This is a genomic window from Achromobacter veterisilvae (genome assembly GCF_037619525.1).
Classification (GTDB): Bacteria; Pseudomonadota; Gammaproteobacteria; order Burkholderiales; family Burkholderiaceae_B; genus Achromobacter; species Achromobacter veterisilvae.
Window position 1 is genome coordinate 1,799,900 of sequence record NZ_CP148753.1, and the last position, 13,848, is coordinate 1,813,747.

General features: G+C 69.7%; 11 protein-coding genes. 4 read left to right on the forward strand and 7 right to left on the reverse strand.

Translation table 11 applies throughout. The features are described from left to right. Positions 1–8 precede the first annotated feature (8 nt). Positions 9–3,344, reverse strand: coding sequence for an ATP-binding protein (locus tag WHX56_RS08310; protein ID WP_338880967.1), 3,336 nt, complete (start codon positions 3,342–3,344; stop codon positions 9–11). Between the two features lie 216 nt (positions 3,345–3,560). Between WHX56_RS08310 and WHX56_RS08315 the strand changes: the two genes are divergently transcribed. Continuing rightward, positions 3,561–4,226 (forward strand): response regulator transcription factor, encoded by a 666-nt coding sequence (locus WHX56_RS08315; RefSeq protein WP_338880968.1) that lies wholly within the window; start codon positions 3,561–3,563, stop codon positions 4,224–4,226. A gap of 64 nt (positions 4,227–4,290) precedes the next feature. On the opposite strand, the gene WHX56_RS08320 is transcribed toward WHX56_RS08315, so the two are convergent. The 3 genes from WHX56_RS08320 to WHX56_RS08330 form a co-directional block, all read right to left on the reverse strand. Next, positions 4,291–6,153: a PhoX family phosphatase gene (locus WHX56_RS08320; protein WP_338880969.1), complete on the reverse strand. Its 1,863-nt coding sequence runs from the start codon at positions 6,151–6,153 to the stop codon at positions 4,291–4,293. 200 nt (positions 6,154–6,353) lie between these two features. Further along, positions 6,354–7,625 (reverse strand): hypothetical protein, encoded by a 1,272-nt coding sequence (locus tag WHX56_RS08325; RefSeq protein ID WP_338880971.1) that lies wholly within the window; start codon positions 7,623–7,625, stop codon positions 6,354–6,356. A gap of 17 nt (positions 7,626–7,642) precedes the next feature. Next, the gene (locus WHX56_RS08330) at positions 7,643–8,632 is read right to left on the reverse strand and encodes a Bug family tripartite tricarboxylate transporter substrate binding protein (RefSeq protein ID WP_129242347.1); all 990 of its coding nucleotides are present in this window, start codon (positions 8,630–8,632) and stop codon (positions 7,643–7,645) included. A 139-nt stretch (positions 8,633–8,771) separates the two neighbouring features. On the opposite strand from WHX56_RS08330, the gene WHX56_RS08335 reads away from it, so the two are divergent. The 3 genes from WHX56_RS08335 (at position 8,772) to WHX56_RS08345 (ending at position 11,852) form a co-directional block, all read left to right on the forward strand. Continuing rightward, on the forward strand, positions 8,772–9,677 hold the full coding sequence (locus tag WHX56_RS08335) for a LysR substrate-binding domain-containing protein (RefSeq protein WP_129242348.1): 906 nt from the start codon (positions 8,772–8,774) through the stop codon (positions 9,675–9,677). A gap of 134 nt (positions 9,678–9,811) precedes the next feature. Beyond that, on the forward strand, positions 9,812–11,290 hold the full coding sequence (locus tag WHX56_RS08340; protein ID WP_338880972.1) for a glutamate-cysteine ligase family protein: 1,479 nt from the start codon (positions 9,812–9,814) through the stop codon (positions 11,288–11,290). Positions 11,291–11,411: 121 nt separating this feature from the next. Beyond that, complete coding sequence (locus WHX56_RS08345) at positions 11,412–11,852, forward strand: CesT family type III secretion system chaperone (protein ID WP_244235096.1); 441 nt, start codon at positions 11,412–11,414, stop codon at positions 11,850–11,852. Between the two features lie 36 nt (positions 11,853–11,888). On the opposite strand, the gene WHX56_RS08350 is transcribed toward WHX56_RS08345, so the two are convergent. Genes WHX56_RS08350 through sctD form a run of 3 tightly spaced genes read right to left on the reverse strand, consistent with a single transcriptional unit; the run spans position 11,889 to position 13,827 of the window. Then, positions 11,889–12,155, reverse strand: coding sequence for an EscF/YscF/HrpA family type III secretion system needle major subunit (locus tag WHX56_RS08350; protein WP_129242350.1), 267 nt, complete (start codon positions 12,153–12,155; stop codon positions 11,889–11,891). 11 nt (positions 12,156–12,166) lie between these two features. Beyond that, the gene (locus tag WHX56_RS08355; RefSeq protein ID WP_338880973.1) at positions 12,167–12,445 is read right to left on the reverse strand and encodes an EscE/YscE/SsaE family type III secretion system needle protein co-chaperone; all 279 of its coding nucleotides are present in this window, start codon (positions 12,443–12,445) and stop codon (positions 12,167–12,169) included. Positions 12,446–12,480: 35 nt separating this feature from the next. Then, a complete protein-coding gene (gene sctD, locus WHX56_RS08360) occupies positions 12,481–13,827 on the reverse strand; it encodes a type III secretion system inner membrane ring subunit SctD (protein ID WP_338880974.1) in 1,347 nt (448 codons plus the stop codon). Positions 13,828–13,848: the final 21 nt, after the last annotated feature.

Sequence of the window (13,848 nt, forward strand, 5' to 3'; positions counted from 1 at the left end):
GATTGCCTCTACGTTCCCGGGGGCAGGTGCTGCTCCATTTGGCGCAAGGCGTCGCAGAGCCGGTCGATGGCGGCGGCATTGGCAGCGATGCCCGTCTGTCTGACCGCCTGGTCCAGTTCGCTGCAATCCCGGGCCACGTCATGCACGCGGAAGACATTCAGCGCGCCGCCTAGCGAGTGGAGTTCCGCCAGTAGTTGCGCCGTGTCGCCTTGGGCCTGGGCATGGCGCAATGTCTCCAGCGAGGCCTTGCAGGATTGAAGGAACGTTTGCCTGAGGGCGTCGAGTATCGCCTCTCCGTCCTTCAGGTCTTCGGCGGCGCCGGTTGCCGCCGGCGATTCCCAGGCGATGCCGGTCAGTTCCGACAGGGTCCGGCCCAGCTCCTCCAGCGACAGCGGCTTGCCCAGCACGCGCGCCATGCCGGCCTGCGCGCAGCGCTCGCGCTCCTGCGGCGTGACGTGGGCGGTGGCCGCCACCACCGGCAGCGACGGCCACCGCCGCAGCGCCCGCCGCGCCAGCGTGTAGCCGTCCATCCCCGGCATCGCCAGGTCCGTCAGCAATACGTCGTACTCCTCGCGCTCCAGCCACGCCAGCGCCGCTTCCCCATCCTCGGCCGTGCGCACCTCGCAGCCCAGCAACGCAAGCTGCTCTTCGAACAACCGGCGGTTCACCAGGTTGTCTTCGGCCACCAGGATCCGCAGGGGACGCGCCAGCACGCGACGGCCCGGCGACGCCGGCGCCAGCGCCCGGCCCTGCAACGCATGCCGCAACGCCCCCGCCAACCCGCCCAGCCCATACATGGACACGCTCAGCAGCCGGCCCGCCGCCGTGGGCAGGCCCGGACCCGACATGGCGCAGTCGATCACCCACGCGGACTCCTCGATCAGGCGGTTCTCGTCCGCGGCCAGCCAGGTCTGGCGGGCGCCCCACAGGACCAGCGCGGCCGCGCCCTCCAGTTCCTGCTGGCCGACCTGCGCGGGATGACCATAGCCCTGCGGCCGCAGCCCCCAGGCCGACAGCGCCTGGCCGACATAGGCGCGCTCGGCCTCGAAGGCCGCCACCAGCACCACCGACTGGCCGTCGAACCGCGGCAGATCGCGTTCGCCCGCGCATTCGCCCAGCGGCAGCCGCAGCGTGAAGCGGCTGCCCAGCCCCGGCTCGCTCTCGGCCGCCATCGTCCCGCCCATGGCCTGCGCCAGGCGCGAACACAGCGCCAGGCCCAGGCCGGTGCCGCCGAAGCGCCGGCTGATGGTGGCGTCGCCCTGGCTGAAGGCCCGGAACAGTCGGGCCATCTGCTCGGCCGACATGCCGATGCCCGTGTCCTCGACCTCGAACGCCGCCTGCGACCCCGCCTCGTCCAGCGCCAGCCGCAGCGTCACCTTGCCCGCGTTGGTGAACTTGATCGCGTTCGACAGCAGGTTGTGCAGGATCTGCCCCAGCCGCGTGGGATCGCCCCGCATCGGCTGGCTCACCGCCAGGCCCAGCTCGCCCACCAGCGCCAGCCCGCAGGCCTGCGCCATCGGCGCGAACATCCTCAAGGCCCGCGAGGCCACCTCCAGCGCATCGAACTCGATCTCCTCCAGGCGCAGCTCGCCCGCTTCGATCTTGGAGAAATCCAGCACGTCGCTGACCACCGACAGCAGGCCGTCGGAAGCCGAGCGAATCGTGTCGAGCCGGTCGCGCTGCGCCGCGTTCAGCGGCGAATGCGACAGCAGCTCCAGGTTGCCCAGGATGGCGTTGAGCGGCGTGCGGATCTCGTGGCTCATCGCCGCCAGGAACGCCGACTTGGCCGCGTTGGCCGAATCGGCCGCCTGGCGCGCCTTGCGCAACTGCTGCTCCACGCGCTTTTTCGCCGTGACGTCCACGAATGCCGTCACCAGCACGTCCTGCCCCTGGTACCGCGCGCGCGCCATGCTCACAGACAGGTCCAGGCGTTCGCCGTCGCGAGTGGGAAAGGCGAGGTCCTTGTGCACCACGGCGTCGGGCCGGTCCGCATCGACGCGGCCGTCGAGCCGGCGATAGTGCCGGGACAGTTCCGTGGACAGGCTCTGGCCCGGGGGCACGACGACGCGCTCGGCGGTATCGGCCATGGTCGGACTGCGCAGCAGGGATTGCCCCTCGTCGAGGGCGATCAGGCCCAGCCCCACCGGCGCGGTCTCGACCAGGGTCCGGCTCAGGCGCTCGCTGTCGAAGACCCGCTGCGATTGCGCCACGGCCGGCGCCAGCACGCGCCATCTGACCAGCAACAGCAATCCCCACGTGGTCAGGATGATCAGCGCCGCCGTCAGCAGGGACACCAGGATCTGCGTGCGGACGCCCGCGGCGATGTCGCGCCACGACTGCCCGAAGACCAGCATCCACCGCGTCGTGCCCAGGGGCCAGGCGGCCCATTCGTGCCCGCCCAGGAACAGGGTGGGAGCGGTCTCGCCCAACCCTTGCGCCAACGCCGAGCGGGCCAGCGGCAGCATTGCCGGATCGGGCGTGTCCTGGCAGGACAGCACCAGTTCGCCGCCGGGGCCCAGCACCAGGCAGGGGCCCCGGTAGGTGGTCGCGGGCAGGGTTTCCGCCAGCGTGGACAGCGGCAGCTCGAACACCAGGACGCCGAAAGGCTGTCCGTCCCGGCCCGTCAGCCCGGTCGCCACGCGTACGGCGCGCTTGCCCGTCAGCGGGCTGTCGTAGGCGGCCAGCCACTGGAACACCGGCCGACCCGTGGCGGGGTCGCGCCAGGCCGCGTCCGGCGCCAGCAGCGGCTTGCCGTCGTTCAAAGTCAGGGCCGGGAACAGGCGTTCGCGATCGGCGGCGATCCGTTCCTGCCATGCTTCTCCCTGCCAGGGGATGACGGACAGGACGAGAAATTTCCGGTCGAGGCTATACAGATAGGCGGTGAGTTCGCCGGCATTGCGCGCGGAGGTGGCCGCCGTGGGCGCCGCTATCTGTTCGGCCAGGCGCAGGTAGCGCGCGGCGGACTCCGCGTCGTCCGCGCCAGGGGCCGAGAGCGTCAGCAAGGGCGGGACGTCTGGCGACGGCTGGATCCTGATCAGGCCGGCTTGCAGGAGCTTCTCCACCTGGCCGGCGGCGGCGGGGCCCGCGGCCGCCCAGGCCAATTCGAGGTTCTGCACGCTGTTGCGCAGCGTGGAGGTGGCGCGCGCGCTGAACTCCATCGACCGGCGGGCGTCGATGGAGATTTCGTCTTTCATGCGGGAGAGATAGGAGCTGACCGACGCGGCGATTTCCAGCAGGCTCGCGGCGAGCGCCAGCGCCGTGATGGCCGCGCCGCCTCCGATGATCAGGAGATGCTGGTAGCGCCGCAGGCGTGCCAGCACGCCGTCCTGCCGGGTGGTCGTCATAGGATGGGGCGGCAGGCGCCGGTTCGCGCCGCCTGCCGGTCGCCTCGGGATAAATGCTGCCGACAGATTATGGCCCGCCCCTGCAAAAGAGAAGCTAGGGAATTCCCCTTTTGCGCCGAGCGAGCCGGAGCGCCGCTGTTCGATGGCGCCGCTTTCCGGTAAATTCCACTATAGAGGCCGCGCCGCCGGCCCCGCTCGCGAACGTACCCGGCGATCATGAAAATACGCATCCTGCTGGCCGACGACCATCCGGCCCTGCTGTCGGGCCTCAAGCACGACCTGAGCGCCCTTCCGACGCTGGAAATCGTCGGCACCGCGAAGAACTCCGGCGAACTCATCGACCTGCTGAACCAGGCGTCCTGCGATGTGCTGGTTACGGACTACGCCATGCCCGGCGGCACGCATGGCGACGGCCTGGCCTTCGTTTCGTACCTGCGGCGCAATTTCCCCGCGTTGAAGATCGTGGTGTTCACGATGCTGGATACGCCGGCGATCGTCCAGGAACTGGCCAAGCTGGGCGTGGAATCCGTCGTGGGCAAGACGGCGGAAATCAAGCTTCTCGTCTCCGCCATCCATGCGGTCTACGCGGGCGCGCGCTATTTCCCGTCCGAAGCCGGCAGCGCCGGACGGACGTCCGCCCCAGGGGCGGGCAGCGCGAATCATGCCCTGAGCAAGCGCGAATTGGAAGTGGTCCGGCTCTATGTGTCGGGCGCTTCCATCAACGAGATCGCGGAACAGTTGAACCGCTCCAAGCAGACCATCAGCACGCAGAAGACGAGCGCGATGCGCAAGCTGGGGATAGAGCGGGACGCCGACCTGTTCCGGTTCGCCTACGAAACCGGCATCGCCGCGGCCTCGGACGGCCCGAGCGCGAAGACCTGAATCCCGCCCGCCGGCCCGCGCGCTGCCCGGCCATCGCGGCCGGGCAGCGCGTGGGCCGCGGCGTTTACGCGCCGACGGGCTTGCCGTCGGTGCGCCGCACGACCACCGTTGCGGAACGGGCGTCGCCGCCGCCCGCGCGCAGCGTGTTCCAGTCCGTGTCGGGATGCTGGATGTTGATGAAGAACGTCGTCAGGTCGGGCGTGTAGGCGATGCCGGTGATTTCGCAGCCCAGCGGGCCCACCAGGAAACGCTTGGATTCGCCGGTCTTCTGGTCGATGTAGTACATCGAGTTGTTGCCGAAGAAGTCCGTGGTGGACGTGCCGGTTCCGGCGTCGGTCTGCACCCACAGGCGGCCCTTGGGATCGACGCGGATGCCGTCGGGGCTGGAGAAGGTGTCGCCGTTCACGTTGCCGGTCAGGTTCGGCGCCACGCCGTCGGCGGCGTCGCGGCCGGCCAGCAGCAGCAGGTCCCATTCGAAGGTCGTCGCCAGCGGGGAATCGCCGCGCTCGTGCCAGCGGATGATGTGGCCGTGCGAGTTGTTGGCGCGCGGGTTGGCGGCGCTGGTGCGCTGGCGGCCGCCGTTGTTGGTCAGCGTGCAGTACAAGGTCTTGTCCACGCCGACCGTGATCCATTCGGGACGGTCCATCAGCGTGGCGCCCGCGACGCGCGCTGCGGCCTGGGTGTTGACCAGCACGTCGGCCTGCGTATTGAAATTGACGATCGTGCCGGTGATGACCGTGCCGGTGGCGAGCTGCGTGAAGTTGCCCGGATCGGTGGCGCCGGCGGTGAGGTTGTTCTTGCCGACGGTCAGTTCGACCCAGTTGCCGCTGCCGTCGTCATTGAAGCGGGCGGCGTACAGCGTGCCCTCGTCCAGCAGCCCCATGTTGCTGGCGCGGTTGGCCGGATTGTAGGGTTTGCTCGGCACGAACTTGTAGATGCAGCCGGGCGTGGTGTCGTCGCCCATGTAGAAGGCGACGCGGTTGTTCGCGTCCAGCATGTAGGCCGTGTTCTCATGGCTGAAGCGGCCCATCGCGGTGCGCTTGACGGCGGTCGAGTCCGGGTCCTGCGGATCGATCTCCACCACCCAGCCGTACCCTTCGTCGGCCGGCTTGCCGACATCGCCCACCTGGTAGTGGTAGTTGTTGAGCGTTTCTTCGCAGGTCAGGTACGTGCCCCAGGGCGTATTGCCGCTGGAGCAGTTGTTCAGGGTGCCGACGACGGTCGCGCCGACCAGCGGTTCGGCGGGGCCGCTGACGTTGTAGACGGTGTTGCCCGTGTAGCGCTTGTTGTAGCGCGAGTCCGCCTTGACCGACCAGGCGCCGTCGCCGCCGCGCGCGATTTCCACGACCGAGACGCCGACGTTCGACAGGCGCGTCCTCAGGCCCTCGACGCCCTGGTCCAGCGTGGCGTTGTCCAGCGCCTCGTGGTTCAGCACCAGCAGGCCGCCCTGGTTCGGATCCACGCCCGCCAGCGGATAGAAGTGCATGCCGTCGTGCTGGCCGCCCGCCTGGGTTTCGGTGGCGGGGTAGGACTGCGGAATGCCCGCGTAGCCGGCCGAGCCGATCGCGCACTTGTCGCCGGCCGAATACAGCACTTCGGCCACATAGCCCTCGGGAACCGTGACGGTGTCCGCGACGAGCTTGTCGTCCAGCGGCTTGAACGTGACGGAGTAATCGGGGCCGGCCGGGCCCGTCGAGCCGTCGCCGCCGGTGGCGGGCGCGTCGTCGTCATCGTCATCGCCGCCACAGGCCGTCAACAGCGTCGAGGCGCCGAACACCGACAGCATCGACAGGCCGAAGCTGTTCTTCAGCAAGCTGCGGCGTTGCGGATTCGCGGCGACGATGTCTTCCAGCATCTGGCCCGGAACCGTCAGTTCACCCTGGGCTTCGCGATAGGGGGCGCGCAATTTGTCAGTCAAGTAGGACATTCCAACCTCATAGAATGGCGAGCGATCCGCTCAGTTATTTGTCAGGAAAGCGGCAGCGAGGTTAGAAGCTGTGCATGACACCGGGGTGACGATCGCGTGAATTCCACTGTCTTGACCGACATGGTAATGGGCGGCCCCGGCCGCGCGAAGTGCCGGGGCCGCCGGGACTTTCCCTGCGGAAGCGGGGCGTGGCGCGCCGTTCAGCCCACGATCGGCGCCACGTCGAGCAGGTACATCTGGCGTTCGCCTTCGTGCACGGAATCGATGCAGACCTGGGTGCCGTCCCGGCTCCACCGGGGATGCAGGTCGCAGCGGTTTTCCTTGGACAGCGCGGGGTCGGCGTAGAAGCTGCCCAGCGCGTGGCGTTCGCCGGTCCGCATGTCGTAGAGGAACAGCACGCGCTCGTGCGTGCGGGCGTCCGGATAGGTGTCGCTCAGCAGCCAGCGCGGGTTCACGGGCGAGAACGTCATGTGGCCGTTCTCGGTCAGCACGCCGTCGCCCACCACCTGCACGCTGCCGCCGGGCGCGTCTTCGTACAGGTGATAGTGGATGCTGCCGGCATGCGGTCCCCACACGATGATCGAACGGTCGTCGCGCCACAGCGGGTGCGAGATCTGGTATTCGGATTTCTCGTAGTCGAAGGTGCCGACCGCGTCCGGATCGAAATCGTCCGCCAGTTGCGGCAGGGGATGGTCGGAGCATTCCAGCAGGCGCATGTCGCCGCCGTCGGCGTTCATGGTGATCAGGCGATGCAGGAAGCAGGTCTCGTCCTCCACGCGTTCGGTCCAGCGGTGCAGGAACAGGATGCGGGTGGACGACGGGTTGACCTCGATATGGCTGACCCAATGGATGGCGCGCTCCATCGAGCCGCGCGGGTGGAAATTGCGCAGGTCCGCATAGCTGACCAGCAGGCGATGTTCGCCGCTGTCCAGGTCGAGCCGGCGGATGCCGTCGTCGGCGGGCGCGTTGGCGACGGGGCCGGGCGCGTGTTCGCTGTAGCCGATGGTCTGGTGCGTGATGTAGAGACGGCGGTAGTCCACGCACAGCGCGTAGCGGCTGTCGGGCGCCGCCACGTAGATGGGCAGCGGCAGGATGCGCGTCCGGCCGGTGGCGATGTTGTGGATGGCCGAGCGGAATCCGGGGTAGACGCCGCTGGCGTCGTCGCTGCGGCAGTTGTAGATCATCTGCGGTTCGGCCAGGCCGTCCAGCCATTGCAACTGACAGCCCATCTGCCAGTTCCAGGCCGTGGTGCTGCCGACGGCATGGTAGCGGTCGCCGTCGCGCAGGTCGAAATACCCCACTTCGGCGGCCAGGTCCGGCGTGAGGCGAGCGTCCTTGAAGGGCGTGCGGTTGGCCAGCAGGTAGCGGCCGTCGCGGTGCCAGACGGTCTTGTTGTAGTAGCCGAAGAAATGATGATGGGGCGCGGCGCCCAGGCGGCGGCAGGCGATGGACGTGGCAAGCATGCGGTTCATGGATAAGGAGCGCGCGGTCAGCCCGCGGTGATGTGTTCGGTTTCGATGACTTTGTTCCAGCGGGCGCGCTCGCGTTCGACGAATTCGCGCGCCTCGGCCGGGCTGTTGCCCACGGGCGTCATGCCCAGGCGTTCGAGGCCGGCGCGGAATGCCGGGTCGGCGTAGACGCGGCGCAGATCGGCGCTGATCTTCTCGATCAGGGCGTCGGGCACGTCCTTGCCGGCCGCCAGCGTCGTCCATGACGTGACGGTCAGGCCGGGCAACCCGGCCTCGGCGGCGGTGGGCACGCCGGGCAGGGCGGGCGAGCGGACCGCGCCGGTGATGGCCAGCGCCTTCAGCTTCTTGGCTTCGATGTAGCCGATGGTGGTGGGCACGTTCTCGAAGAGCAACTGGATCTGGCCGCCCAGCAGGTCGTTGGTGGCGGCGGAGCTTCCGCGGTACGGAATGTGCACGATGGGCGCCTGCGCGGCCATTTTGTAGAGCTCGCCGACCATGTGCACCGAAGAGCCCACGCCCGCCGATCCGAAATGCAGCGTGTCCGGCCTGGCCTTGGCCAGCGCGGTCAGTTCGGCCAGGGTATTGGCTTCCAGCGCCGGATTGGCCACGACCACGTGCGGCATCTCGGCCACGACGGTGATGAGCTTCAGGTCTTGCGCGGGCTGGTAGTTGAGGCTCTTGTAGACGCCATAGGTGGCGTGCAGGCCGATGGAGCCGAGCAGCAGCGTGTAGCCGTCCGGACCGGAGTCCGCGACGAACTTCCCGCCGATGTGCCCGCCCGCGCCGGGACGGTTTTCCACGACCACGGACTGGCCGTACAGCTTGCCCAGGTGTTCGGCCAGCAGGCGGCCCTGGATGTCGGAGCTGCCGCCCGCCGTGAACGGGACGATGATGCGCACCGGACGGTCGGGGTAGTTGGCCTGCGCGTGGGCGGCGATGGGCAGCGCGGCGCCGGCGGCGGCCAGGCACAGCGTTTGCAGGATGTTGCGCCAGGAACGGCGTGGATTCATGTGGCTTCCCCTGGAAGGTTGGGTTTGTCGCGGGCGCATCTGGCGGCGCCCTGGAGAATCCAGTGTAGGAGTCGGTATGTATTTGGAAAAATTCTTTTTTCGGCATAGGCTATGCACATTTGCAATACCCTGCGATGCCATGAGCCGACCGTTGAATTTCCGCCAGATCGAAGCCTTCCATGCGGTCATGCTGGCGGGCACCACCACCGGCGCGGCGCAGATGCTGCGCACCACGCAGCCTTCCATCAGCCGCCTGCTGGGGCAGGTGCAGCAGGCCAGCGGGCTGAAGCTGTTCGACATGGAGCGCGGGCGGCTGCGGCCCACGCGGGAGGCCAAGGATCTGTTCGATACGGTCAAGCGCCACTTCGTCGGACTGGAGCGCATCGAGGACCGCCTGGCGGCCATGCGGCGCAGCGGCAGCGGCGTGCTGCGGCTGGCCTGCACGCCAGCGCTGGGCCTGGGCGTGCTGCCCGGCGCGGTCGAGGCGTTCGCGCAACGCTATCCCGACGTCCACATCAACATGCAGACGATGGGCAGCCAGTACCTGCGCGAGGGGCTGTTGCATGGCACCTACGACGTGGTGGTGACGGCGGCGCCGCTGGACGGCGCGTTGCTGGATCTGCACGACCTGCACGAAAGCGAGGCGGTCTGCGTGCTGCGGCCGGACCACCCCCTGGCCGCGCTGCCGTCCATCGACATCCTGGACCTGAACGAGCGCAGGCTGCTGGTGCTGAATGCGGACGACGACGTTTACCTGCAACTGCGCGGCGCGATGCAGGCGCACCGGGTGCTGCCGGCGTCCGAGATCGAGACGACCTATTCGTCGACGATCTGCGCGCTGGCGGCCGCGGGCGACGGCATGGGCATCGTCAATCCCTACATCGCCGCGGTCTTCGCGGACCGCCTGGCGATACGGCCGTTCACGCCGCGCCTGCCGATCCGCGTGCGCATGGCCTATCCCGCGCAGACCGCGCCATCGACAGTGACCGAGGCGTTCGTGGAGATCCTGGCGCAACGGTTCCAGGCGCTGCCCGGCCCGGGCTGACCGCGGGGCGGGAACGCGGATGCCGTTCGCGTTACTAAGCTGGCACGACCGTGTTTTACGAAAGAGCCCGCCATGTCCGCCGCCCGCGCCCGTTTCTTTTTCCGCCGCGCCATCCGCCGCCCCGGGGCGGGCCGATGAGCGCCCCGGCGGGCCAGACGCTGGGGCTGGAGATGGAGATGGCGGTGGCGCGCCGCGACGATGGCGCCAGCCATCCCGTGGACGGCTATTTCGCCAGGCTGGCGCGGATCAAGGCGGGCCGCGGCGAAGCGCCGGACATGGCGCGCATCGACGGCCGCGACGTGGGCCTGGCGGTGGCGGCCGGCGAGAGCGGGCTGGACAACGGCTTCAACCTGCTGGAGACCGCGTTCGCGCCGGTCGCCGCCGCCGAGGGCGGCCTGGCCGAACTGGCCCGCCGCGCCAGGCGGGAACTCGAGGACGCGCAACTGGCGCTGGAGGCCGAGGGCGCCACCGTGCTGAACGTCTCGGAACATCCTGCCTGCACGCTGGACCCCGGCTGGTACGCGCGGGTGCAGGTGCCGCGGCCCATCTACCGCGAGCTGGTCGGGCATCGTGAATGGCTGCACCGCGTGGGCATCGACGCGAAGGCGCAGAACAGCCCCTGCACGTCGGTGGACGTGCGGCAGGCGGCGCGCGCGTTGAACGTGGTGCTGGGCCTGGCGCCGGCCAGCGTGGCGCTGTTCGCCAACAGCCCGCTGGAAAACGGCCGCGTGACGGGTTTCAAGGAGAACCGGCTGACTGTCTGGGATCGCATGTTCCGCTATTCGCGCTATGCCGGCGACCACCGCCTGCAGCGCCTGCCGGAACGTCCTTTCGCGGACCTGGGGGACTATTTCCGCTGGATGTTCGGCCCGGGCACCGCCAGCCGCTGCCTGCCCCTGGCGGCCGAGGACGGCTACAAGTCGGCGGTGGGGGTGTATTTGCAGGGCGGGCCCTCGCTGTCGCAGTTCCTGGCTTCCGATGGCTGGCCCGGCCTGCGCACGGACACCGGCGGCCAGGTGACGATCGTGCCGCAGGGCGGGCACTTCGAGTATTCGCAGTTCGCGCATTTCCTGGATGCGCGTTGGCGCTACCGGCTGGCGGAGGCGCCCGCGCTGGACGAGCTGCGCGCCGCCTGGCAGCGGCCGGGCGGCATCGAGGATCTGTACCTGCGGCTGGGCGCGGCCGGCTACATCGAAGGGCGCGCGCCCGGCGCGGGCTTTGCCGACGCGCAACTGGTCGAAGAGGCCGGCAGGGCCGTGGCGGCCACCACCGTGATGGCGCCCTCGGCCCTGCAACTGGGGCTGATGCGCAACCTGGGCGAGGCCGAAGCGCTGCTGCGCGAATGGGGCTGGCTGCGCTTGCGCGACTTGCGGGCCGAGGCGATGCGGCATGCCCTGGATCACGACGCGGTATGGGCCCTGGCGCGCGACACGCTGGCGGTCGCCGAGGGCGGGCTGGCCGACGGCGAACGCCACTGGCTGGACTATGCCAGGTATGCCGTCGATACCCGCAGCACCGGCGCGGACAGGCTGCTGCGGCTATGGCGCGAGCGCGAGGACGACCCCGATCGGCTGGGCGCGGTATGCCGGGCCCGGGCCGTCATCCCCCTTTGATCCGCCCGCGCCGCGGGGCTTGGGGGATGGGGGGAACGAAGGTAAGATGAGCGGCTCGTCCATCTCTTCGGCATCCAGGCCGCCGGTATTTCGCGGCGCCTGGCAAGGCCCGCTGCCTACCGTGTCAGATCCCTTCTTCGCCCGGATACTTTCCGAACTCGGCCAGACGCTGGGCATTCCCGCGCTGGCTCCGTCCGAGGGCGGCCTGTGCCAGTTGGCGTTCGACGGCCGGCATCTGGTGCAGATCGTGGAACACGGCGCGCGCGCCCAGATCCTGCTGTCGTGCGCGGTGGGCGGCAAGATGGACGGCGCGCAGGCGCTGCTGGCGGCGCAGGCGAACTTCATGCAGGCGGGCGGCGGCGTCGTCGCCTGCGCGGCGCCGGACGGACGCATGCACCTGCAGCTTGGCGTGGCGCGCGCGGATTGCCGCGCGGACAACCTCATGGCCGCGATCGACGCCTTGCTGAACCAGGCCGAGGCCTGGGAAAAACGCTGCGCGCGCGCCGAACCCGACGTCGATGCGCTGCGGCGCAATCCCGCCTTCATGATGCAGTCGGTGTAGGCGGGCCATCGAGCCCGCCCCGTCCGCGAGACCCGCCTAGCTGGACTTCTGGATCACGCCCTTGAGCGAATCCGCGATCTGCTTGGTGATGGTGCTCTGGATGTCGATCATCATCGTCCACTGCTGGATCTGCTGCTGCATTTGCAGCATCTGCGCCTGCGAGACGCTGCCGTCCGCATTGCTGCCCATATTGGACAGGGTCGTCTGCAGGTTGGATTCCTGCGTGCGGATGCTGTCGTAGATCGAGTTGTTGATGGAATTGAAGCTCAGGCCGGACGAGCCGGTAAGGCCATTGAGTGCCATGGTGCGTCTCCTTAGCGGGACAGGGGGTTGAAGGGTAGCGGCGGCCTGGCGGCGCCGGCGTCGGGAAGGGAAGGCTGAGAGCTTGCCGCAAGCACTTCCTGGGCGGCCCGGGCGGCATCCGCCAGGGCCCGGCAGTTCTGGAACGCGGCCGGCGCCAGGCCGGCTTCCAGTTGCGCGCGCGTGGATGCCTCCAGCGCGCCGAGGCGCTCGGAAAGCGATGCGCGCAACGCCGCGCCGCCGGGGGCGGCCAGGCGTTCTTCGAGTTCGGTCAGTGTGATCGGTGCGTTCATGGGCGGATCGGATGGCGGATGGATGGGCGGCGCGGTCAGCGCGTCACGATGGCGTTGCGCGGCCCCTCGAAAATGATGCGGGTGTTCTCCACGGCGACGAGCCGGTACTTGCGGTAGATTCCTCCCACCAGCAGCTTGCTGCCGTCTTCCAGCACGATGAACGGCTGCGATCCGCCGACCACGCTGCGTATCGTGAAGGGCACGCTGTCGGCCGGCGCGGCCGCGCTGGCGGCCGCCACCCGGGCCACGTCCAGGTGGGTCTTGTTGAAGTCCGCCACCAGCGCCTGCAGGCGCTGCATCTGATCGTCGTCCAGCGCCCCGGGGGAAATGTCCAGGTAGTCCGCCTTCCAGGCCAGGGTGACGCCCGACAGGCCCTCGTCGACCAGTTGGCTCGAGAAGGTGTCGCTGAGCTGCTGCGTCAGCTTGATGTCGTTGCCCAGCACCGTCATACCCGGCAACTGCGCGCGCAGGGCGTCCAGGGCCGAGGCGCGCTCGCGTGCGCTGCTGGCGATGCCGGCGACGTTGAGGCGGCCGTCGCCCTGGTACTGCGGCTCGTACTTGACGTTGAACGCGCGCAGCGCGGCGCGCGCGGTGCGCACGGTTTCGTCCTCGTTGCTGATGCGCATGGCCGGCATGGGCCAGATCTGCGACAGGGCCGCCGCGACGGCGTCCTGCTCGGCCGCGTTGCGGACCCAGCCGGATACGGTGACCGTGCCGTCGCGCGACAGGGACACGTGCAGCCGCGAGGCCAGCCCCATGCGCTCGAACACGGCGGAGATCTGGCCCACCGATTTCTCGGCGGCGGCCAGGCGCGGGTCGGGCGTGGGCGCGCGCTTGGCGGTCGACGGCGGGATCAGCGCCAGCGCGATGGCCACGATGATCGTCAGGGCCACGGCGCCGAGCCCCAACGCCATCGGCCAGGAGTCGCGCTTGCGGCGCCGGCCGGGCGCGGGCGGCAGCGGCAGCCGGCGTTCCAGTTGGCTGTCTTCCTCGGCGGCGGACACCGGCGCGGCGCTGGCGGGCGCCGCGGGGGGCGGGGGCGTCTCCGGCTCCGGCGGGGCGGCCTTGGCCGGCGCCGTGGGGCCGGATTCGGGAAGCCGGGGCCACGGGTCGCCGCGGCGCGCCACGGTGATCCAGACCGGGCCCAGCGGGACCGGGCGGTTGAACGGCGTGCCGGGCGGCGCGTCCGGCGCGCCGTCGCCGAGCGCAAGGTCCCAGCCCTCGGCGCCAATGCGCACCTGCGCGGCGCGCGGACCCAGGCCTTCGTCGGCCAGCACGACGTCGCAGGCCGGATCGGCGCCCAGCGCCGCGCCGTCTTCCACCAGGCAGCGCGCGTCGCGGTGCAAGCCGCTCAGGACGCGCAGTTCCAGCGCTTCGCTCATGGCGCGGCTCCGTTGCGCGTC

Coding starts and splice junctions, on each gene's coding strand:
- WHX56_RS08350 (WP_129242350.1), bottom strand. CDS start 12,155: ATGGCACTCAATGGCCTTACCGGCTCGTCCGGCCTGAGCTTCAATTCC.
- WHX56_RS08315 (WP_338880968.1), top strand. CDS start 3,561: ATGAAAATACGCATCCTGCTGGCCGACGACCATCCGGCCCTGCTGTCG.
- WHX56_RS08340 (WP_338880972.1), top strand. CDS start 9,812: ATGAGCGCCCCGGCGGGCCAGACGCTGGGGCTGGAGATGGAGATGGCG.
- WHX56_RS08335 (WP_129242348.1), top strand. CDS start 8,772: ATGAGCCGACCGTTGAATTTCCGCCAGATCGAAGCCTTCCATGCGGTC.
- WHX56_RS08310 (WP_338880967.1), bottom strand. CDS start 3,344: ATGACGACCACCCGGCAGGACGGCGTGCTGGCACGCCTGCGGCGCTAC.
- WHX56_RS08325 (WP_338880971.1), bottom strand. CDS start 7,625: ATGAACCGCATGCTTGCCACGTCCATCGCCTGCCGCCGCCTGGGCGCC.
- WHX56_RS08355 (WP_338880973.1), bottom strand. CDS start 12,445: ATGAACGCACCGATCACACTGACCGAACTCGAAGAACGCCTGGCCGCC.
- WHX56_RS08320 (WP_338880969.1), bottom strand. CDS start 6,153: ATGTCCTACTTGACTGACAAATTGCGCGCCCCCTATCGCGAAGCCCAG.
- WHX56_RS08330 (WP_129242347.1), bottom strand. CDS start 8,632: ATGAATCCACGCCGTTCCTGGCGCAACATCCTGCAAACGCTGTGCCTG.
- sctD (WP_338880974.1), bottom strand. CDS start 13,827: ATGAGCGAAGCGCTGGAACTGCGCGTCCTGAGCGGCTTGCACCGCGAC.